Below are 20162 nucleotides of genomic sequence, written 5' to 3' on the forward strand. Positions count from 1 at the left end.
TCTGTCCAACTCGATTCCTGTACTCACCGCCCTACCTCCGACGTTAAATTACGAGTCGCCGTATGGGATGCAACATCGAATACGGCGGGGTACCTCAACCAAAATGACCTACGCATGGAAACGGAGGGGGTACCGGGGGGAAATTGCACCTTCCGATCTAATCAGATGGGCGCTGAAGCTTTCGTCGGCAACATTTCGGCCGCATCCCACCATCACGCAGCAGACACGACAAACCCGAGTTCTTGAATGTGCCTAGTCAGTGCGTCAAGGTATTCCGCGTCAGGCAATACCGGGCATAAGGTGAATACCTCCTTACCCATCGCTGATAGTTGATACGCGTGTATCCATAACTCCTTCGCGGCGTCGGGGCTTTGCACGGTTAAGACCTGACCATTCGTTCTCAATTCTGCATGAAATCGGTCGCTGCGTTGAGTCCCCAGTACAACCTTCACAACGCCTATTCGCGTGGATTCGCTGATTAGCCCTAGGTTTGCGGATAGGTCAATAAAACGGGAGTAGCTGCCGCCGGCCGGCCTCATGGGACCATATCCAGCTACAAAAACCCCATTGACAATGTACGGGCGGATGGCTTGGATTTTCTCCGCTTCATCTCTGGACAAGTTCTTTAGAAAGTCCAACGTCCGCAAAGAATAGGTTCCTGGTGCCTTTACCTCTTCGGCCAGGACCTTTCCCCACAAAGACTGTAGCTCATCGGACGATATGCTTGCGGCGCTATCACGCCAGCGCTTTAGCCAGTCTCCATCAAGGGGCCTATCTATAACAGGCGTATTGTCGCCTATCAGAATCCTCTCAGCGTGCAGGACCGATTTCGCAACGTTCACTTCATCCAATACAGCCTGCGCGCCCCGTGCCTGAGCCGCAGCCGCAATTAGTTGAGGTATGTTTAACTGCGGCTCAGCGCGCCCATCCACGACCTCTACATTCTGTTCAAGCAACAGAACCCTGCCGCCCTCCAGATGGGCCCGTTTTGTCCCAGCTTGGATGTCCGTGGCATCACGCTCAGCTTGAGCCAGTAGCAGTATCTCTTCCGTCCTATTAGCGAGGTCTGCGCGCGCAACGCGGCGCGACTGCCACGGTTTAAGAAGCGAACCAATCCCCTTGTCAATGAGTGAATCCCACATTTTTATTACAAGATTCTCATCTGGCAAATACATGGCGGTCTCTTCCCCGAATTCAGTCGGTCACCATATTAACGGAAGAGCTCGCGGCCCCGGAAGGGGTTGCGGGGGCGTGGTAATCTCCGTGGTAACTCCTTAAACCCACCACGGCAACACGCCTAGGGCATAAGGCTTTGAGTCCCACGGTTCGATTCCTAGAGTCCGGCCCTGGGCACCAGTATTTCGCAGCGTCGATGCGCTGCGTCTCTCGAAACCCGCGCAAGCTTGCCGCTTCGCGGGTTTTTTGTTTTTCTCGCGTGCATGGCACACGCAACGCACACCGCAACGCGTGCATGTCCCCGGCGGTCCAAGCATCAGGACACGCAAGCACGGAGGCCGCTCATGTCCACGCGCGTCTTCTTTTCGAGCCCGATCCGCCGCTGCGTGCTTGCCGCGCTGTTGCCGATCATGCTGGGCGGATGCGACCTGCTGCGCGAGCCGCCCGTGCCCGACTGGCCGGGGCCGCACGCGCCCTACCCGTTCCCGGACAACATTCCGCACCGCACCGAGTGAACCGATGGCGCCCCGCCGCCCGACGCACTCAGGCCATCAACTCGCGGACGAAATCCAGAAACACCCGCACTTTCGCGGCAACGAGGTTCGACGCATGGTGATACGCATAAAGCGGGAACGTCTCATCCGCCCATTCCGGCAGCAGCTGGATCAACCGCCCTTCGGCCAGCACGTCGCGGGCGTAGAGTTCCAGCAGCTGCGCAATGCCGACGCCGCCAACGCACGCGCCGAGCAACCCGCCGGTGTCATTCACCGTCAGTCTGCCGGCGACGTCGACCGGCACGACTTCCTTGCCGCGATGAAATTCCCATTCGTACGGTCGCCCCGTGACCGGATCGCGAATCAGCACGCACCGGTGACCGTCCACGAGATCCCGCGGGTGTCGCGGTTCGCCATGACGCGCGACGTACGCGGCCGACGCGCAGGTCAGCACGCGCGTCTCGAGCAGCAGTCGCGCACGATATGACGACGGCTCCGGGACGCCGAAGCGCACTGCCACATCGAATCCATCGGCGACGAGGTCGCCCATTCGATCCCGCGCGCTGATCTCGACCGACAGGTCGGGAAAGCGGTCGAGGAATTCCGCCATCCGCGGCGCGAGCACGTAGTGGCCGAACGTGCCGTCCACGTTCACGCGCAGCCGCCCCCTCACGCGCGCCTTCGACTGGCCGGCGTCGAGCGCCGCCTCCTCGATACCGGCCAGCAGCGGCGCGACCGCCTCGTAAAAGCGTCGCCCTTCGTCGGTCAACGTGATCGCACGCGCCGTCCGGTTGAAGATGCGGATGCCGACGCGTTGTTCCAGTCGCGCGACGGCGCGGCTCACCGCCGGCTGAGTCAGTCCCATCGCCTCGCCGGCCCGCGCGAAGGTGCCGGCCTCGATCACCGCGGAGAGCACGCCGATACCGCTGAGCAGCCTGCTGTCGAATCCCATAAGACATACTTCCAGTCATTCATTGACTGACCATTATTCATTATTTTTATCGACCGAAGAAGCCTACATTAGTCCTGTCGCCGGATCGAACGGCATTCAACCCTCGTCAGGAGCAGGAAATGAGCACATCGGAACAGGTCGCCCTCGTCACGGGCTCCTCGCGCGGCATCGGTGCGGAAATCGCCCGCCAGCTCGCGCGGGACGGCTTCCGGGTCGTCGTCAACTATGCCGGCAGCGCCGGCCCGGCCCGCGAAGTCGTCGATGCGATCGTCGCCGACGGCGGCCATGCCGTCGCCGTGCAGGCGAACGTCGCCGACCCGGCGGCCGTGGCCGCGCTGTTCGACGCCGCCCACGATGCATTCGGCGGCCTGGATGTGGTGGTCAATTCCGCGGGCGTGATGAAGCTGGCGGCGATCGCCGACTGCGACGATGCGCTCTTCGACGAAACCATCGCCATCAACGTGAAAGGCGTGTTCAACGTATGCCGCGAAGCGGCAAGGCGCGTGCGCGACGGCGGACGCATCATCAACCTGTCGACCAGCGTGATCGGCATGCGCATGCCGACTTACGGCGTGTACGTGGCAAGCAAGGCGGCGGTCGAAAGCCTCACGCAGGTGCTCGCGCAGGAAATGCGCGGCCGCGGTGTCCGCGTGAACGCCGTCGCGCCGGGTCCGGTCGCCACCGAACTGTTCCTGCAGGGCAAGAGCCCCGAGCTGGTCGATCGGCTCGCGAAGCTGAACCCGCTCGAGCGGCTGGGCCAGCCCGACGACATCGCGCGCGTCGTCGCGTTCCTCGCCGGCCCGGACGGCGCGTGGATCAACGGCCAGATCCTCCGCGCCAACGGCGGGATGTGCTGACGGACCGCTCGCAGCCGCCTCACTTTCCTCCAGGAGATCGCTCATGCAGCAAGTTGTCCTCGTCACCGGCGCGTCCAGCGGCTTCGGCTTGCTGACGGCCCAGGCGCTCGCCCGCGCCGGTCACACGGTCTACGCATCAATGCGCGAGAGCGCCGGGCGCAACGCGCCGCGCGTCGCCGCCATCGCGGCCTATGCGCAGGAACACGGCGTCGACCTGCGCAGCCTCGAACTCGACGTCAGCGACGACGCATCGGTCGGCGCAGCAATCGACCGCGTGGTCGCCGACCACGATCGTCTGGACGTCGTCATTCACAACGCCGGCCACATGGCGTTCGGGCCGGCCGAAGCATTCACGCCCGAGCAGCTCACGCAGCTCTACGACGTCAACGTCGTGTCGACCCAGCGCGTCAACCGCGCGGCGCTGCCGCACCTGCGCCGTCAGGGCCGCGGTCTGCTCGTGTGGGTTTCGTCGTCGTCGGCGCGCGGCGGCACCCCGCCGTTCCTTGCCCCTTACTTCGCCGCGAAAGCCGCGATGGACTCGCTCGCGGTGTCCTACGCCGCCGAACTCGCCCGCTGGGGCATCGAAACATCGATCGTCGTGCCGGGCGCTTTCACCCGCGGCACGAATCACTTCCTCCATGCAGGCAAGCCGGCCGATACCGCCGTGCAGGCTGCCTACGACAGCGGGCCGTACGCGGGCGTCGCCGATCAGGCGTTGAGCGGCCTCGCCGCGCTCGAACCGGCGGACGCCGACGCCGGCGCCGTCGCGACGGCGATTGCCGAGCTCGTCGCGGCGCCGGCCGGCAAGCGCCCCTACCGCGTATTCGTCGATCCGTCGCAGGACGGCGCGGAGGAAGTGTTCCGCATCGGCGATCGAATCCGCCGCGAAATGTTCAGGAATATCGGGCTCGCCGATCTGCTCGCGCCCCGGGTCGGCGGTTGAGCAAGGTCGAGCGACGTTGAGGGCCGTTTGCGCGCCGCGCCAGCCGGTGCGTCAACCGCACTCGCAGAACCGCAGAATCGCGTCGGCGACGACCGCCGGCGCCTCGCGCTGCGGAAAATGCCCGACGCCGTCGAGCACGGTACGCTCGTAGCGGCCGGTGAAGAACCGCTCGCGCCCGGCCGAAGTCTCGGGCCCGTTGCAGGCGTCCGCGCCGCCGTGCAGCACGAGCGTCGGCACCGACAACACCGGCGCGGGCGTCAGCTGTGCCTCGTCTTCCGCGTATGCGGCACCGCCGTCGACGAACCCCCAGCGATAACGGTACGAGTGCAGCACCACGTCGATCCAGTCCGGCCCGTCGAACGCGGTGGCCGCCGTGTCGAAGTCGCGTGCATCGTACCAGCCGGCCGGCGACCACGTGTCCCACATCAGGCGCGCGAACGCCCGGCGATCGTCGCGCAGCGCCTGCTCGCCGCGCGGCGTCGCCAGGAACCAGTGGTACCAGTAGTTGCGCGCCTGCGGCAGCGACAACGGCTGGGCCGGGTCGTTCGTGCCGTATCCCACCGACAGCATCACCAGATGCGAGGCCGCGCCGTCGCGCAACCCGCACGCGTTCGCCACCGCGCGCGCACCCCAGTCGTGCCCGACCAGCACGGGCCGCTCGATGCCGAGCGCGTCGATGAATTCGAGCAGGTCGCGGCCAAGCGCCGCGAGCCGGCCGCTGCGCGGCGTCGCGGAATCGCGAAAGCGGGTCGGCGCGAAACCGCGCAGCGCGGGCGCGAGCACGCGGTAGCCGCGCGCGGCCAGCGTTCGAGCCACGGCCTCCCAGCCGACCGGGCTGTCCGGCCAGCCGTGCAGCAGCACGGCCACGCGTTCGCCGCGCGGGTTCCATTCGAGATAGGCGAGTTCGAGCGACGCGGTCGTCGCATAGCGGTAAGCGGTCATGTGCACTCCGGTTGGTCAGCCTGAATGCCCGATGGTAGGCCCGTCTCTCATCACGATTCGCGGCGTATCATGACTCATTCTTCAAATATCGTGGTGAATCAACCGATGGAACCGCTGACCGATCCCGCGTCGACCGCGCTCGACATCGCGCTGTTGCGCACCTTCCTCGAAGTCGTCGACAGCCGCGGCTTCGCGCCGGCCGCGGAGCGCCTCGCGCTGACGCCGTCCGCGGTCAGCGGCCACATCAAGCGGCTCGAGCAGGCGGCCGGCACGGTGCTGCTCGCGCGCACGACGCGCCGCATCGCGCTCACGCCGGCCGGCGACACGCTGTACGCGTACGCGCGCAACATCGTCGACCTGGAGCGCGAAGTGCGCGCGAGGCTGCGCGGCGCGCCGGCGCATGGCCGGCTGCGGGTCGGCGCGTCGGAGGATTTCGCGGGCGCATGGTTGCCGCAGGTGCTGCGCACGTTTCGCGACAGTCGTCCGCGCACATCGATCGAACTGAAGGTCGGGATCACTGCGGCACTGCTGCGCGAGCAGACGCTGGGCCGGCTCGACGTCGTGTTCGGCAAGCAATGCAGGCAGGTCGACGCGCCGGGCGAACTGATGTGGGAAGAACCACTGGTATGGGCGTTCGCGTCGGATATGGCAATCGACGCCGAAGGCGAAGTGCCGCTCGCGCTGTTTCCGGAGCCGTGCGTGTACCGGGAAGCCGCGGTGTCCTCGCTCGCCGCCGCGCTGCGGCCGTTTCGCGTGCTGTTCGAAAGCGCCAGCATGGCCGGCTGCATATCGGCCGCGCTGGCCGGCTTCGCGGTCACGGCGCTCGCGCGCAGCCAGCTGCGCGACGGCCTGCGCGCATGCGGGGCGAATGACGGCCTGCCGGCGTTGCCGGCCGCGCGCTTTTACGCGTTCGCGTCGAAGCCCGACGGCGCCTGCGCCGCGCTGATCGACGCGGTGCGGGCCACCGGGCGCACGCGGCAGTTCGCCGCCTGAGTGCGCGACGCGATGGCCGCACGTGCCGGCCGTACCGCGCATGCCGCGCCGCACCGACGCCGATCGATCGGCGTCACCGGCCGGCGAATGGCCGACGGCCCGCGGGTGCGGCCACGCCGCCGCTTTCAGTCGCCGCTGCCGGCCGCGCCCGCGTCGTTCAATGCATCCGCCATCAGCTCGCCGAACCACTCGACGAACGCATTGAGCCGCCTCGACCGATGCCGCCGATGCGGATAGACGGCCGACACGTCCATCGGCGCGGCCCGATGACCGGGCATCACCTCGACGAGCGCCCCGCTGTCGAGCAGATGCACCACGTCGAAGCGCGGAATCTGGATCAGCCCCATGCCGGCGATGCAACTCGCGATATAGGTTTCAGCGTTGTTGACGATCACGCGGCTCGGCAGCGTCAGCGTGTGCCGCCCGCCGTCCGCGCAGTATTCCCAGCCAAGCTCGCGGCCGGTCGTCGGCGACGCATAGCCGATCGCCCAGTGCCCGTGCGCAAGCGCATCGGGATGCTCGGGCACGCCGCATTCGCGCAGGTAGTCGGGGCTCGCGCAGTTGATCAGCGCGAACTGCCCGAGCGGCCGCACGACGAGGCTGCTGTCCGCCAGCCGCCCGACCCGGATCGCGCAGTCGACACCCTCCTGCACGAGATCGATCGAGCGGTCGGTCGAGCCGAGCGACAGCTGCAGCTTCGGGTAGCGGCGAAACAGCGACGGCAGCGCGGGGGCGATCACGCGGCGCGCGATCCGGCTCGGCGCATCGACGTTGAGCCGCCCGATCACGTCGCGATCGCGACGCCGGAACAGCCGGTCGAGATCGTCGGCTTCCGCGAGCAGGCGCCGGCCACGCTCCAGCAGCAGCGCGCCGTCGGCAGTCAGCTGGACCTGTCGCGTCGTACGGTGCAACAGGCGCGTGCCGAGCGCGGTCTCGAGCTGCTGGACGGCGGCCGACACGGTCGCGCGCGGCACGTCGAGCGCGTGCGCGGCCTTGATGAAGCTGCCCATCTCGGCAACCTGAAGGAAGATTCTGACCTGATCCAGCTTGTCCATCGGCAGGCGGAGAACGTGGGTTCGGGCGACCGTGGCCGGCAAGCGCCGCGCGTCGCGGCCGATCCCGGCGGCACAGATGAAACGGGCGCGCGGCGTTGTGGCCGCGCGCCCGTCCATTGTCCATGCAAACGGTCCATTGCGGGTCGCCGCGCACACGACGCCCCCCGGCACGGCCCGTTACCGGGTCGATTACTTGGTCGTATAGCCGCCGTTGATCAGGATCGTCTGCCCGGTGATCCACCAGCCGTCGGTCACGAGATGACGGATGAACGGCACGACGTCCTCGATGTCGGTGAGGCCCGTCTTGCTGAACGGCGACAGCGCGGCGGCCGTCTTGTGATACGCGACCGCGTCGGCGCCTTCGGCCGGGTAGAAGAACGGCGTATCCATCGGGCCGGGCCCGACCGCCGTCACCGAGATGCCGCGCGCGCCGTACTCCTTCGACGCCGCGCGCGTGAAGTGCTCGACCGGCGCCTTCGATCCTTCGTAGGCCGCATAGAACGGCGTGAACGCGCCGAGCAGCGACGTCACGAGCGTGACGAGCTTGCCGTGATCCTCGAGGTGCCGCCCCGCTTCCTTGATGAAGAAGAACGCCGACTTGCTGTTCACCGCGAACATCTCGTCGTACTCGGTCTCGGTGATTTCGGTGAACGGCTTCTTCAGCACCTTGCCGACGGTGTTGATCGCGATGTCGATCTTGCCGAAGCGCTGCTTCGCGTCGCCGAACAGCTTCTCGACCGCGGCGGCCGTCGTCAGGTCTGCCTGGAACGTCGCGGCTTCCGCGCCGGCCGCGCGCACGGCGGCGGCCGTCTCTTCGGCCTGCGCCTGCGATGCCGCGCTGTTGTAGTGAATCGCCACCGCCTTCGCACCGTGGCCGGCCAGGTCCCGGGCGATCAGCCCGCCGAGATTCTTGGCGCCGCCTGCGATCAGGACGACCTTGTCTGCGAGCGTATGAGTAGCCACGGTTGACTCCTGTTTGCGTTGAATGAAGCTAGGAGTGTAGGCACGCGCGACGTGCCGGTCAGCCGGGCACGGCTGGATGGATTATCTAGAAAAACGATCCAATCAGGCATCCGGAATGGTGGGCTGCCCCGCCGACGAACGCGACGAAATCCGCTCGACGCGACACGATGCACGGCCGCCGGGCCGTGCGGTTCAGCGCGTGTACAGCGCCGCGTCGATCTTGCCGAGCAGCCACTGCATGCCGGCCAGATGCTGCTGGTCGTGGCTGCAGAGGTAATGGAGCAGGCCGCGCACGGTGAGCACGCCGTAGCCGTCGAACTCGCCGGTGCGCGCGAACTGCTCCGGCGTGAGGCGCGACACGAGGTCGAGCGTCTCGCGCCGCGCGTCGCGAATCGCCGCGAGCACGTCGGACGCGTACGCGGCGTCGTAGCGGCGCTCGATCGCGAGCGCATCGCCGTCGACCGACACGAGCAGCGGGTGATCTTCGTCGAGCATCCGCCGCAGCCGCACGTGGTAGCCGTCGATTTCGATGTCGCGCACGTGGCAGAGCTGCCCGAGCGGCGAGAAATGCTCGCTCGGGATCCCGCTCCAGTCGTCGGGGGTCCAGCGCGCGTAGCCGTCCGGCACGGCGGCGAAATGGGCTTCGAGCTGACGGGGGAAATCGGCGAGTGCATCGAGCGTCGTCGGATTCATGCGGCAAACTCCGTGTCGGATGGAGACGGCAATAGCCCGGGTACGGGCCTGCCGCCGTCGTGGCGCGACTTCACGCTGAAGCCGTACGCTCCTTGCATGCGAAGTCCACCTTCCGTGAAGAGGGAACGTGCGGCGCGGCGCTCCGCAGCTTACCAGCGCGGGCGGGTTCGTGCCGGCGCCGGCGCGTGGCTTGATAGAATGCGCGCGCTATGGATCTCGAAAGCATTCTCTACACGCAGGGCTTCGGCTCGCGCCGCCAGTGCCGCGGCCTGATCGAAACGGGCCGCGTCACCGTCGCGGGCGCGAGCGCGACCGACCCCGACGCGTCGTTCGACACCGACGGCCTCGTGTTCACGGTCGACGACACCGCGTGGCCGTTCCACGCCCGCGCATATCTCGCGCTCAACAAGCCGGCCGGCTACGAGTGTTCGCGCGAGCCGCAACACCACGCGAGCGTGTTCAGCCTGCTGCCCGCGCCGCTCGTCGCACGCGGCGTGCAATGCGTCGGCCGCCTCGACCAGGACACGACGGGCCTGCTGCTGCTGTCCGACGACGGCCAGTTCGTGCACGCGTACACGTCGCCGAAGCGCAAGGTGCCGAAGACCTACGTCGCCACCGTGCGCCACCCGCTCGACGACGCCCAGCTGGACGCGCTGCGCGCCGGCGTGCAGCTCCACGGCGAGCCGAAGCCGATCGCGGCGGTCGCCGCCGACGCGCGCGACACGCACGCGCTCGCGCTGACCGTCCTCGAAGGCAAATATCATCAGGTGAAACGCATGGTCGCGGCGGCCAGCAACCGCGTCGAGGCGCTGCACCGCGAAAGCATCGGCGGGTTCACGCTGCCGGACGACCTGGCGCCGGGCGCGTGGCGCTGGCTCGAGGAAGACGACCTTTCAGCCCTGCGCAATCCCGTCAAAACCCTGTAAGGGAAAATCCGCACGATCGTTCGATGTCCGGCCGCGTCGCGGCCGCACGATCCCCCGCTATACTGAAATCACAAGCTGTACGAGCAGCGATGCAGGGGAGACATCATGAACTTCAACCATTCTTTCGAACTGTCGTACGTGACGATCGCGTTCGCGGTCGTGGGCGCCATCGTGATCGGCGGGCTGCTGGCCGCGATGCACATGAAGCACAAATACCATCCGAACCTGATCGGCGCGCTGATCGGCGCGCTGTTGTGCTTCCTGCTGATCGAGGCGTTACCGGCGCTGACCTGACGCGCCGCGCGGCGCGAGCGTTTGAAGGAATTCGTCTACGGTCGGATAGCGCAACGTCACGCACAATTCGGCCTTGAGCCGCGCATTGGACAGGCGCCGCGACTCGCGCATGAACGACAGGAGCGCCGGCTCGAGTTGCTGCTCGGCGTCCGCGCGGCTGATCCGCGGCGGCGGCGGCAGGCCGAACACCTGTGCGACCCGGTCGAAATACTCTCCCATCCGCAGTTCGCTGTCGTCCGACGCGTGCACGGCGCGCGCCGGCTTGCCGCGCACGGCCGCGCGACGCAGGATCGCCGCGAGATCGTCCGCGTGGATGTGGTTCGTGTAGACGTCGTCGGCCGCGTCGAGTGCCGGCGTGCCGCGCTCGAGCCGCGCGAGCGGCAGCCGGTTCGCCGCGTAGATGCCGGGAATGCGCACGATGCGCGCGGACAGCACGCCGCGCACCGTCGCCGCCCGCAGCTGACGCTCGGCCGAGACGCGCCGGAACGCGCGCGGATTCGCGGGGCGCAGCGGCTGCGTTTCGTCGATTCGCGCCCCGCCGCAATCGCCGTATACGCCCGTCGTACTGGCGTAGACGAGCGTCGGCACGCGAAGGGCGTCGGGTACAATACGCGCTGCCCGCGCCGGCACGCCGGCCTGTCGGGTCGCGGCGCGCAGCGTGCGGAGCCGGCCGACCGACGACACCGCCGGTGCGGACGGCCGCCGTGCAGGCACGGACAATGCGGCGATCAGCGCGCGGGTGCGGCGATCGTCGCGGCCGTCGGATTGCGGCGGCGCGAGATGCAGGATCGTGCGGGCGAGGCCCGCGATACGTCCGAGCGTCGCCCGGCGATCGAGGTCGCCGACGAGCGGCGTCGCGCCTGCCGTGCGCAGTTCGTCGCGGCGGCCCGGATGGCTCGTCAGCGCGACGATGCGCAGGTCGGGGCGCGCGTCGCGCCATTGCGCGACGCAGCGCAAGCCGACGTCGCCGCAGCCGACGATCAGGGCGCGCGGCCGGCGCAGGATTCGAGTCGCGATCATGTTGGTTGCGAAATCAGTAGCCACCGTTGCGCGGCGCGCAACGGGTTTGCATTGTAGCTGCCGTGCGCGAGATGCACGGTCCCCACATTTTGTTCTATTTGGTTCTATGGCATTCAACGTTACTCTCAAGCAAAGCGGCCGGCAGTTCCAGGTCGAGTCGGACGAAACCGTGCTGGCGGCGGCGCTGCGCCAGAACGTCCACCTGCCGTACGGGTGCAAGAACGGCGCGTGCGGCTCCTGCAAGGGCCAGATCGTGTCGGGCCAGATCGAACAGGGCCCGCACGCCGCATCGGCATTGTCCAACGACGAACGCACGCGCGGCCTCGCGCTGCTGTGCTGCTCGAAGGCGCAATGCGACCTCGAGATCGACGTGCGTGAAATCGCCGGCGTCGACGGCGTGCAGGTGAAGAAGCTGCCGTGCCGGATCGCCGCGCTCGAGCGCCGCGCCGACGACGTGATGGTCGTGAAGCTGCAGCTGCCGGCCAACGAGCGCCTGCAATACCTCGCGGGCCAGTACGTCGAATTCATCCTGAAGGACGGCTCGCGCCGCAGCTACTCGATGGCGAACGCGCCGCACGAGGAAGGCCCGATCGAGCTGCACATCCGCCACATGCCGGGCGGCAAGTTCACCGACCACGTGTTCGGCGCGATGAAGGAGCGCGACATCCTGCGCTTCGAAGGCCCGCTCGGCACGTTCTTCCTGCGCGAGGACTCCGACAAGCCGATCGTGCTGCTCGCATCGGGCACCGGCTTCGCGCCGATCAAGGCGATCGTCGAGCACGTCCGGCATTCGGGCATCACGCGCCCGATGACGCTCTACTGGGGCGCACGCCGCAAGAAGGACATCTACCTCGGCGAGCTCGCCGAGCAATGGGCGCGCGAGATCCCGAACTTCAAGTACGTGCCGGTGCTGTCCGAGCCGGACGACGCCGACCAGTGGACCGGCCGCACCGGCTTCGTCCATCGCGCGGTGATCGAGGACCTGCCCGATCTGTCGGGCCACCAGGTGTACGCATGCGGCGCGCCGGTGATGGTCGAATCCGCCCAGCGCGACTTCACGCAGCACCACGCACTGCCGGCCGACGAGTTCTACGCGGACTCGTTCACGAGCGCCGCCGATCTCGCGCATCCGGTCTGAGCACCGGGCGCGCCCGCGCGCCCCGCTGCGCGCCGCCGTGTCACATCCGTGGCATCGCGGCGGTTTACAGTGGGGCGCGGGATGCCTTATGCTTGCGCACATGAACCGCTTCCTGTCCGCACTTCGACGTCGCCGCTCGCCGCTCCGCCCGGATGCCGCCGGCTCGTCACGGACTCGCGCGTAACCCCCTCCTCCGCTTCACCGGTTACGCACAAGCTGTTCGACCCACCAGCCACGGCCTTCCGTGGCTTTTTTATTGCCCGTTTTCCTTTCAACGTCCGCTGGAGTCTGCTGCCATGCCCCTGAACGATTACCCGATCGACTCGCTGATGTACATCACGAACCGCCCCGACATCGTGTTTACGCACGGCAAGGGTTCGTGGCTCTACGATCACACGGGCAAGCGCTATCTGGACTTCATTCAGGGCTGGGCCGTCAACAGCCTCGGCCACTGCAACGACGGCATCGTCGAAGCGCTGAAGACGCAGGCCGAGAAGCTGCTGAATCCGTCGCCCGCGTTCTACAACGAACCGATGGCGAAGCTCGCAGGCCTGCTCACGCAGCACAGCGTGTTCGACAAGGTGTTCTTCACGAACAGCGGCGCGGAAGCGAACGAAGGCGCGATCAAGCTCGCGCGCAAATGGGGCCGCAAGTTCAAGAACGGCGCGTACGAGATCATCACGTTCGACCACAGCTTCCACGGCCGCACGCTCGCGACGATGTCGGCCAGCGGCAAGCCGGGCTGGGACACGATCTACGCACCGCAGGTGCCGGGCTTCCCGAAGGCCGAGCTGAACGACATCAACTCCGTCGAGAAGCTGATCACCGACAAGACCGTCGCGGTGATGCTCGAGCCGATCCAGGGCGAAGGCGGCGTGATTCCGGCAACGCGTGAATTCATGCAGGCGCTGCGCGCGCTGACGAAGCAGCACAACCTGCTGCTGATCGTCGACGAGGTGCAAAGCGGCTGCGGCCGCGCGGGCACGCTGTTCGCGTACGAACTGTCCGGCATCGAGCCGGACGTCATGACGCTCGCGAAGGGCATCGGCGGTGGCGCACCGCTCGGCGCGCTGCTGTCGAAGGCCGAGGTCGCGGTGTTCGAGGCCGGCGACCAGGGCGGTACGTACAACGGCAACCCGCTGATGACGGCGGTCGGCTACTCGGTCATCTCGCAGCTCGTCGCGCCCGGCTTCCTCGAAGGCGTGCGTGCGCGCAGCGAATACCTGAAGCGCAGGCTGCTCGAGCTGTCGGAGGAGCGCGGCTTCGAGGGCGAACGCGGCGAAGGCCTGCTGCGCGCGCTGCTGCTCGGTAAGGACATCGGCCCGCAGATCGTCGAGAAGGCGCGCGACATGCAGCCCGACGGCCTGCTGCTGAACGCGGCACGCCCGAACCTGCTGCGCTTCATGCCCGCGCTGAACGTCACGACCGAGGAAATCGACCAGATGATGGCGATGCTGCGGTCGATCCTCGACACGCTCTAAGGAAACCGCCGCGATGGATGCCGCCGCCGATGCTGTCGCGATCCGCCCGTTCGAACGCGCCGACACCGATGCCGTGCTCGCGGTATGGCACGACGCGTTCCCGCAGTACGACGAAGCCGGCGCGCCGCCGCACCGTGATCCGCTGCGATCGATCGAGCTGAAGCTCGCGACGCAGCCGGAGCTGTTCTTCGTCGCGACGTGCGGCGCGCGGGTCGTCGGCACGCTGATGGCGGGTTTCGACGGACATCGCGGCTGGCTCTACTCGTTCGGCGTGTCGAACGACGCGCGGCGGCTCGGCATCGGCCGCGCGCTGATCGCGCATGCGGAACGCGCGCTCGCCGCGCGCGGCTGCCTGAAGATCAACCTGCAGGTGCTGCCCGGCAACGACGATGCGTGCCGCTTCTATGCGGCGCTCGGCTATCGCGTCGAGGAACGCATCTCGTTCGGCAAGACGCTGCCGGCCGCGTGACGCCGTCGGCAGCCGCCACGTTCAGCGCGTGATCGGCCCCGCGTCCGGCAGCGGATTGCCGAGCGCGTCGGTCGGCACGGCCTGCTGCTCGAACGCCGCGAAATACGCGGCCCACTGCGACTCGCTCACGCGCACGATCAACGCGCCGTCCTGCCACACGTCGTTGTGATCGTTGTGGTCGTTGCCCGCGCGATGCAGGTAGTTCGCGCCTGTCGAACCCTGGTTCATGTGCGTGTCGTGGATGCCGTTGCCCTCCCTATACGTGCGGCCGAACACGACGACGTCGAGCCCCTGCGACTGCGCGGCATTGACGAGCCGCAGCAGCGACGGGATCGGCTCCGCGTTCTCGGTGCCGTCCATCACCGCGCTGGCGCGCCATGCGCCCGTCTCGTTCAGGATGTCGCTGCGCAGATAGTCGAGCGCCGGCAGCGCGGTTTGCCCGGTGAGATCGGTATAGCCCTCGGCCGCGGCCGCGAGCGTCGCCGTGACCGGATGATGGAAATCGTAGACGAGCTTGTAGTTCAGCAGGTCGTCCGCGTCGTTGGTGCCGACATTGATCGCGACGTCCCAGTCGCCGCTCGGCAACGCGAGCGTCAGGTGGATGTGATACTGGATCTCGCTGCCGTGCGGCGAGCCCTTCAGCTGCGCCACCGACGTCACCTTCGCCTTCACGAAACCGTAGTCCAGACTCATGGGTGCTCTCCGTGTCCCGATGGACCGACCATGCTACGCAGCCTGCGTGACGGTTGGTGGACGGCCGGTAGCGGACGGCCGGTAGCGGACGGCCTTCGCGCTACCGTGTCCCGCGCCGCATGGTCGGCGTCACTGTCGAATGAATGGAGTCGCATCCGCGCGCGCGGTTCGCCGCCGGGCGCGCCGCACGAAAAAAAAAGCTGTCACGGTATCCCGTGACAGCCTTTCGAAAGCCCTTGGGCGGCACGCCGGCATCCGCCGTCGCGCCGCACCGGGCCCGCTCATTCACTCACCCAGATACGCAGCCCGCACCTTCGGATCGTCGAGCATCTGCTTCGCGTCGCCTTCCATCGTGACCGTGCCCGAGTCCATCACGTAGCCACGGTCGGCTGCCTGCAGCGCGAGGCGCGCGTTCTGCTCGACCAGCAGCACCGTGATGCCCTCCTTCGAGATCTCGCGCACCACTTCGAAGATCTTCTCGACCATGATCGGCGACAAGCCCATCGACGGCTCGTCGAGCAGCAGCAGCTTCGGCTTCGACAGGATCGCGCGCGACATCGCCAGCATCTGCTGCTCGCCGCCCGACAGCGTGCCCGCGAGCTGCGTCGCACGCTCCTTCAGCCGCGGGAAGAAGCCGAACATCCGGTCGACGTCCTTCTTGATCTGCTCGTTGTCGTTGCGCAGGTACGCGCCCATCTGCATGTTCTCGATGATCGACATCCGCGCGAAGATCCCGCGGCCTTCCGGCACCATCGCAAGGCCGCGCTTGAGCAGCTCGTGCGACGGCACGCCCTTGATCGACTTGCCGTCGTACTCGATGTCGCCCGCCGAATACGGCTTCAGACCCGTGATCGCCTTCATCGTCGTGGTCTTGCCCGCGCCGTTCGCGCCGATCAGCGTCACCAGCTCGCCCTGGCGGACTTCCATGTCAACGCCCTTGACGGCCTGGATGCCGCCGTAGTTGACCTGCAAGCCCTTGATTTTCAACATTGCCGCTGCCATCAATGCACCCCTGCGCCGAGATATGCCTCAATCACCTTCGGATTCTTCTGCACGTCCTGCGGCAGACCCTCGGCGATCACCTTGCCGTAATCGAGCACCGTCATCCGGTTGCACAATCCCATCACGAGCTTCACGTCGTGCTCGATCAACAGGATCGTGCGGCCGTCCGAGCGGATCTTGTCGAGCAGGCGCGTGAGTTCGACCTTCTCGGTCGCGTTCATCCCGGCCGCCGGTTCGTCGAGCGCGAGCAGCTTCGGGTCGGTTGCCAACGCGCGTGCGATTTCCAGCCGGCGCTGGTGGCCGTACGACAGGTTGCGCGACGTGTAGTCCGCATACTGCAGCACGCCGACGTACTCGAGCAGCTCGATCGCGCGTTCCTTGATCTCGCGCTCTTCCTGGCGCTCGGCCGGCGTCTGGAACACCGCGCCCAACAGGCCGTGCTTGGTCCGCACGTGGCGGCCCACCATCACGTTCTCCAGTGCCGTCATCCCGCCGAACAGGCGAATGTTCTGGAACGTGCGCGCGATGCCCGTCTTCGCGACCTGGTGCACCGCGGTCGGCTTGTATTCCGTGCCGTCCAGCTTGAACTCGCCGGAGTCCGGCGTGTACAGGCCCGTGATCACGTTGAAGAACGTGGTCTTGCCCGCGCCGTTCGGGCCGATCAGGCCGTAGATCTCGCCTTCCTTGATCTGCAGGCCGACGTCGGACAGTGCCTGCAGCCCGCCGAAGCGTTTGTTCACGCCCGAGACGGACAGTCGGATTTGCTTGTCGCTCATGTGTTTATCCCCTTGTCCGTCGGTTAAGCGCGCACCGGCTTCTTGCCGGCGCGCTTCGCCAGTTTCGCGATCTTGTCCTCATGCTTCGGCGCGGGCCACAGGCCTTCCGAGCGGTACAGCATGATGATCACCATCGCGAGGCCGTACAGCGCCTGACGGATCACTTCCGTATCGACGATGTCATGGCCGAACAGCGCATGCTGCAGCGGGCTCATCGTCGAGCGCAGGAATTCCGGGAAGATTGCGAGCAGCACCGCACCCAGGATCACGCCCGGGATGTGGCCCATGCCGCCGAGCACCACGCACGCCAGCACCACGATCGATTCCCAGAACGTGAACGATTCCGGCGACACGAAGCCCTGGAACGAACCGAACATCGCGCCCGACAGGCCGCCGAACGACGCGCCCATCGCGAACGCGAGCAGCTTCACGTTACGGGTGTTGATGCCCATCGCCTTCGCGGCGATTTCGTCCTCGCGGATGGCGGCCCAGGCACGGCCGATACGCGAGTGCTGCAGGCGCGTACACGTCCAGATCACCAGCAGCGAGCACAGCACGAACAGGTAGTAGTACATGTAGACCGACGGCAGCTGGAAGCCGAACAGCGAGTGCGTCTGCGACAGGTTGAAGCCGCCGACGTGCACCGGATCGATGCCCGTGATCCCCTTCGGGCCGTTGGTGATGTTCACCGGACGGTCGAGGTTGTTCATGAAGATCCGGACGATTTCACCGAAGCCGAGCGTCACGATCGCCAGGTAGTCGCCGCGCAGGCGCAGCGTCGGCGCACCGAGCAGGATCCCGAAGGTCGCCGCCAGCGCCATCGCGATCGGCACGATGACCAGGAACGGGATGTGCAGGCCGTTCGGCGCGAGCGCCGCGATCCACTCGAACTGCGAGCTCAGGTGCGGCGAACTCAGCAGTGCCGCCGTGTACGCGCCCACCGCGTAGAACGCGATGTAGCCGAGGTCGAGCAGGCCGGCGAAGCCGACCACCACGTTCAGCCCCAGCGCGAGCATCACGTACAGCATCGCGAAGTCGAGCACGCGGACCCAGTAGTTGCCGCCTGCCGAGCCGATGATGATCGGCGCCGCGATCACGAAGGCCGCGGTCAGGATGCCGATGACGACGGTCTTCGTCGTGTTGCGTTCTTCGACGAGCGACGTCGAGGATTCGATCGGTTGAATGGATGTCATGTTGTTTGCTCCCCTTCCGTTACGCGCGGTCCGCGACACGTTCACCCAGCAGGCCCGACGGACGGAACACCAGCACGATGATCAGCACGATGAATGCGAACACGTCCTGGTAGTTACTGCCGAACACGCCACCCGTGAGGTTGCCGATGTAGCCCGCGCCGAGCTGCTCGATCAGGCCGAGCACCACGCCGCCGACCATCGCGCCGCCGAGGTTGCCGATCCCGCCGAGCACCGCCGCGGTGAACGCCTTCATGCCGGGGATGAAGCCCATGTAGAAGTGCACGTTGCCGTATTCGGACGCGATCATCACGCCGGCCAGCGCGGCGAGCGCGGAGCCGATCATGAACGTCGCGGAGATCACGAAGTTCGGGTTCACGCCCATCAGGCTCGCGGTGTTCGGGCTTTCGGCGATCGCGCGCATCGCACGGCCGAGCTTGGTCTTGTGCACGAGCAGCAAGAGGCCCGCCATCACGATGAACGCCACCGCGATGATCACGATTTCGGTGACCGAGATCACGGCGCCGGGCGTCGTGTCGGTCGCCTTGATCACGTTGATCGGATCGGTCGGCAGCAATTGCGGGAACGGCAGCGGGTTGCGCGACCAGATGATCATCGCGGCCGTCTGCAGCAGGATCGACACGCCGATCGCGGTGATCAGCGGCGCGAGACGCGGTGCGCGGCGCAGCGGCCGGTACGCGACCCGCTCGATCGTGTAGCCCACGCACGCGCAGACGATCGCGGCGATGCCAAGGCCGATCGTCAGCGTCGCGACGTTGCCGAGTCCGGGAAAGTGGTTCTGCAGCACGGTGATCGCCGACAGGGCGACCATCGCGCCGATCATCAGCACGTCGCCGTGCGCGAAGTTGATGATGCCGAGAATGCCGTACACCATCGTGTAACCCAACGCGATGATGGCGTACACACTGCCGAGCACCAGCCCGTTGAGGATCTGCTGGACGAAAATATCCATTTAAAGCTCCTTGGCCCATGCTGCCGGAGGACGTTGCGCCCCGCGGGTAAGCGAGGAATCGCGCCTTCTCGGCGACACTGCGGGTACTAGTCGATACCGGTAAGGGTGGATCGTCCCGGCGCGCGCCGCCCGGCCTGTACAGCCGGACCTGCCGCCGGAGCGGATACAGAAACGGCACCGCACTGTTCCGGTGCCATCATGAGTCCCGTCGCTAAATCGTCACGACATCGAGGACGGTGTACTTGGCCTCCTTGAAGTCGTAGGGCAGCGTGCCGCAACGGTGTCCGGTTGCCCGAACGCCATGCTTTTTTCCGTCCGGGCCGGGGCGAACCCCGCGTCCGGGCAGATCAGGTTCCGCGCCGCGTCGCCCGCGGGCTCGACCACCTTGACGGCGCACATGCCGATGTCGCCAAGGGTTTGCGCTCCGATGCCGGACGCCGTCGCCTGCAGTGCAAGCCGGCCGTCCGCCGCCCGCGCGGCGCCCGAACCGGCATCGCGAAGGTGGCGCCCGACTTTCGTCAGGACTGTGTCGGAATCCGTGAAACGAAGCAGACCGCCCGCCGCGACGCGATGGGTCGCGGCGACACGCTGCTTCGTCGAATCGAAATGAAAGGGAATCAGTGACATCTGCACGTCGCCTGCGTTGCCCCGAAACCCGGGCGCCCGCCGTGCGGCGCGCCCTGCTGCTGCCGCATCACGGCCGGCGGCTCGTTGTCGGGCAATCAGCTTGCCCGTCGCCCGGTCGATGGCAGCGCCGCCGGCGCGTGCTGCCCGCCGTGCCGAATGCATGCCGATCTTCGGGCCCTGCGCGTTGAATTCCTCGATCGCCAAACGTGCCCCGTTGTCCTTGTCACTGTTCGATTGCGCAATGCGGCACACCGACCGCGCCGCACGACCGGGTCCGGCAGCGCGCACGTGGCTGGCCGCCGGTACTGCGGGTCCCGCAGTCTCCCTGCCCGCCTCGTCGTCGCTCTTTTTGCTACAGCCGGCAAGCATTGCAACCGGTGCGGCGACGGACATGGCGTCAGCCAACTTCACATGCATCGAGTAGGTCTCCCGCGCCTTGCCAAAACCCGATTCCAAAGCCATTCCGGCCTGAAAACGGGCGCATTGTAACTCCATTTATAGGCCG

General features: G+C 66.9%; 21 protein-coding genes and 1 pseudogene. 9 read left to right on the forward strand and 13 right to left on the reverse strand.

The features are described 5' to 3' along the window. Positions 1-212 precede the first annotated feature (212 nt). Positions 213-1175: a DUF2806 domain-containing protein gene (locus tag NQV17_RS16125; protein ID WP_257772982.1), complete on the reverse strand. Its 963-nt coding sequence runs from the start codon at positions 1173-1175 to the stop codon at positions 213-215. A 345-nt stretch (positions 1176-1520) separates the two neighbouring features. Between NQV17_RS16125 and NQV17_RS16130 the strand changes: the two genes are divergently transcribed. Next, positions 1521-1691 (forward strand): hypothetical protein, encoded by a 171-nt coding sequence (locus NQV17_RS16130; RefSeq protein WP_257772983.1) that lies wholly within the window; start codon positions 1521-1523, stop codon positions 1689-1691. A 28-nt stretch (positions 1692-1719) separates the two neighbouring features. On the opposite strand, the gene NQV17_RS16135 is transcribed toward NQV17_RS16130, so the two are convergent. Beyond that, positions 1720-2622 (reverse strand): LysR family transcriptional regulator, encoded by a 903-nt coding sequence (locus NQV17_RS16135; protein WP_257772984.1) that lies wholly within the window; start codon positions 2620-2622, stop codon positions 1720-1722. Between the two features lie 119 nt (positions 2623-2741). On the opposite strand from NQV17_RS16135, the gene NQV17_RS16140 reads away from it, so the two are divergent. Continuing rightward, positions 2742-3479, forward strand: coding sequence for an SDR family oxidoreductase (locus NQV17_RS16140; RefSeq protein ID WP_257772985.1), 738 nt, complete (start codon positions 2742-2744; stop codon positions 3477-3479). Positions 3480-3522: 43 nt separating this feature from the next. Then, positions 3523-4422 carry an SDR family oxidoreductase gene (locus tag NQV17_RS16145; RefSeq protein ID WP_257772986.1) on the forward strand — a complete coding sequence of 300 codons (900 nt, stop codon included), beginning with the start codon at positions 3523-3525 and terminating at the stop codon, positions 4420-4422. Positions 4423-4473: 51 nt separating this feature from the next. Here NQV17_RS16145 and NQV17_RS16150 read toward each other — a convergent pair whose 3' ends face one another. Then, a complete protein-coding gene (locus NQV17_RS16150) occupies positions 4474-5364 on the reverse strand; it encodes an alpha/beta fold hydrolase (RefSeq protein WP_257772987.1) in 891 nt (296 codons plus the stop codon). Positions 5365-5469: 105 nt separating this feature from the next. Here NQV17_RS16150 and NQV17_RS16155 point away from each other — a divergent pair, with 105 nt between their 5' ends. After that, a complete protein-coding gene (locus NQV17_RS16155; protein ID WP_257772988.1) occupies positions 5470-6357 on the forward strand; it encodes a LysR family transcriptional regulator in 888 nt (295 codons plus the stop codon). Positions 6358-6482: 125 nt separating this feature from the next. Here the strand turns inward: NQV17_RS16155 and NQV17_RS16160 are convergent, their stop codons facing one another. From NQV17_RS16160 to NQV17_RS16170, 3 genes are all read right to left on the reverse strand, one after another. Continuing rightward, positions 6483-7412: a LysR family transcriptional regulator gene (locus tag NQV17_RS16160; protein WP_257772989.1), complete on the reverse strand. Its 930-nt coding sequence runs from the start codon at positions 7410-7412 to the stop codon at positions 6483-6485. A 189-nt stretch (positions 7413-7601) separates the two neighbouring features. After that, the gene (locus tag NQV17_RS16165; protein WP_257772991.1) at positions 7602-8375 is read right to left on the reverse strand and encodes an SDR family oxidoreductase; all 774 of its coding nucleotides are present in this window, start codon (positions 8373-8375) and stop codon (positions 7602-7604) included. Positions 8376-8567: 192 nt separating this feature from the next. Beyond that, the gene (locus tag NQV17_RS16170) at positions 8568-9068 is read right to left on the reverse strand and encodes a DinB family protein (protein WP_257772992.1); all 501 of its coding nucleotides are present in this window, start codon (positions 9066-9068) and stop codon (positions 8568-8570) included. 209 nt (positions 9069-9277) lie between these two features. Here NQV17_RS16170 and NQV17_RS16175 point away from each other — a divergent pair, with 209 nt between their 5' ends. Both NQV17_RS16175 and NQV17_RS16180 read left to right on the forward strand, forming a co-directional pair. Further along, a complete protein-coding gene (locus tag NQV17_RS16175; RefSeq protein ID WP_257772993.1) occupies positions 9278-9994 on the forward strand; it encodes a pseudouridine synthase in 717 nt (238 codons plus the stop codon). A gap of 105 nt (positions 9995-10099) precedes the next feature. Beyond that, a complete protein-coding gene (locus tag NQV17_RS16180) occupies positions 10100-10288 on the forward strand; it encodes a hypothetical protein (protein WP_257772994.1) in 189 nt (62 codons plus the stop codon). On the opposite strand, the gene NQV17_RS16185 is transcribed toward NQV17_RS16180, so the two are convergent. Next, the gene (locus tag NQV17_RS16185; protein WP_257772995.1) at positions 10271-11308 is read right to left on the reverse strand and encodes an NAD-dependent epimerase/dehydratase family protein; all 1038 of its coding nucleotides are present in this window, start codon (positions 11306-11308) and stop codon (positions 10271-10273) included. The genes NQV17_RS16180 and NQV17_RS16185 overlap by 18 nt on opposite strands. Positions 11309-11414: 106 nt before the next feature. Here NQV17_RS16185 and NQV17_RS16190 point away from each other — a divergent pair, with 106 nt between their 5' ends. The 3 genes from NQV17_RS16190 (at position 11415) to NQV17_RS16200 (ending at position 14396) form a co-directional block, all read left to right on the forward strand. Beyond that, the gene (locus tag NQV17_RS16190; RefSeq protein ID WP_257772996.1) at positions 11415-12446 is read left to right on the forward strand and encodes a CDP-6-deoxy-delta-3,4-glucoseen reductase; all 1032 of its coding nucleotides are present in this window, start codon (positions 11415-11417) and stop codon (positions 12444-12446) included. Between the two features lie 296 nt (positions 12447-12742). Further along, entirely contained in the window at positions 12743-13927 is a 1185-nt protein-coding gene (locus NQV17_RS16195) for an acetylornithine transaminase (protein ID WP_257772997.1), read from the forward strand. A gap of 13 nt (positions 13928-13940) precedes the next feature. Beyond that, on the forward strand, positions 13941-14396 hold the full coding sequence (locus NQV17_RS16200; protein ID WP_257772998.1) for a GNAT family acetyltransferase: 456 nt from the start codon (positions 13941-13943) through the stop codon (positions 14394-14396). 21 nt (positions 14397-14417) lie between these two features. Here NQV17_RS16200 and NQV17_RS16205 read toward each other — a convergent pair whose 3' ends face one another. The 6 genes and pseudogenes from NQV17_RS16205 to NQV17_RS16230 all read right to left on the reverse strand — a co-directional run bounded on the left by NQV17_RS16205 (position 14418) and on the right by NQV17_RS16230 (position 20074). Continuing rightward, positions 14418-15089 (reverse strand): DUF2278 family protein, encoded by a 672-nt coding sequence (locus NQV17_RS16205; RefSeq protein ID WP_124521516.1) that lies wholly within the window; start codon positions 15087-15089, stop codon positions 14418-14420. A 285-nt stretch (positions 15090-15374) separates the two neighbouring features. Next, positions 15375-16091, reverse strand: coding sequence for an ABC transporter ATP-binding protein (locus NQV17_RS16210; RefSeq protein WP_006750046.1), 717 nt, complete (start codon positions 16089-16091; stop codon positions 15375-15377). Next, on the reverse strand, positions 16091-16867 hold the full coding sequence (locus NQV17_RS16215) for an ABC transporter ATP-binding protein (RefSeq protein WP_044845603.1): 777 nt from the start codon (positions 16865-16867) through the stop codon (positions 16091-16093). Before NQV17_RS16215 ends, NQV17_RS16210 begins: the two co-directional genes overlap by 1 nt. A gap of 23 nt (positions 16868-16890) precedes the next feature. After that, a complete protein-coding gene (locus tag NQV17_RS16220; RefSeq protein ID WP_257772999.1) occupies positions 16891-18060 on the reverse strand; it encodes an ABC transporter ATP-binding protein in 1170 nt (389 codons plus the stop codon). Between the two features lie 19 nt (positions 18061-18079). Continuing rightward, a complete protein-coding gene (locus NQV17_RS16225) occupies positions 18080-19030 on the reverse strand; it encodes a branched-chain amino acid ABC transporter permease (RefSeq protein WP_257773000.1) in 951 nt (316 codons plus the stop codon). A gap of 211 nt (positions 19031-19241) precedes the next feature. Further along, positions 19242-20074: pseudogene (locus NQV17_RS16230) on the reverse strand (branched-chain amino acid ABC transporter). Positions 20075-20162: the final 88 nt, after the last annotated feature.

It is taken from the genome of Burkholderia sp. SCN-KJ (genome assembly GCF_024656005.1).
Classification (GTDB): domain Bacteria; phylum Pseudomonadota; class Gammaproteobacteria; order Burkholderiales; family Burkholderiaceae; genus Burkholderia.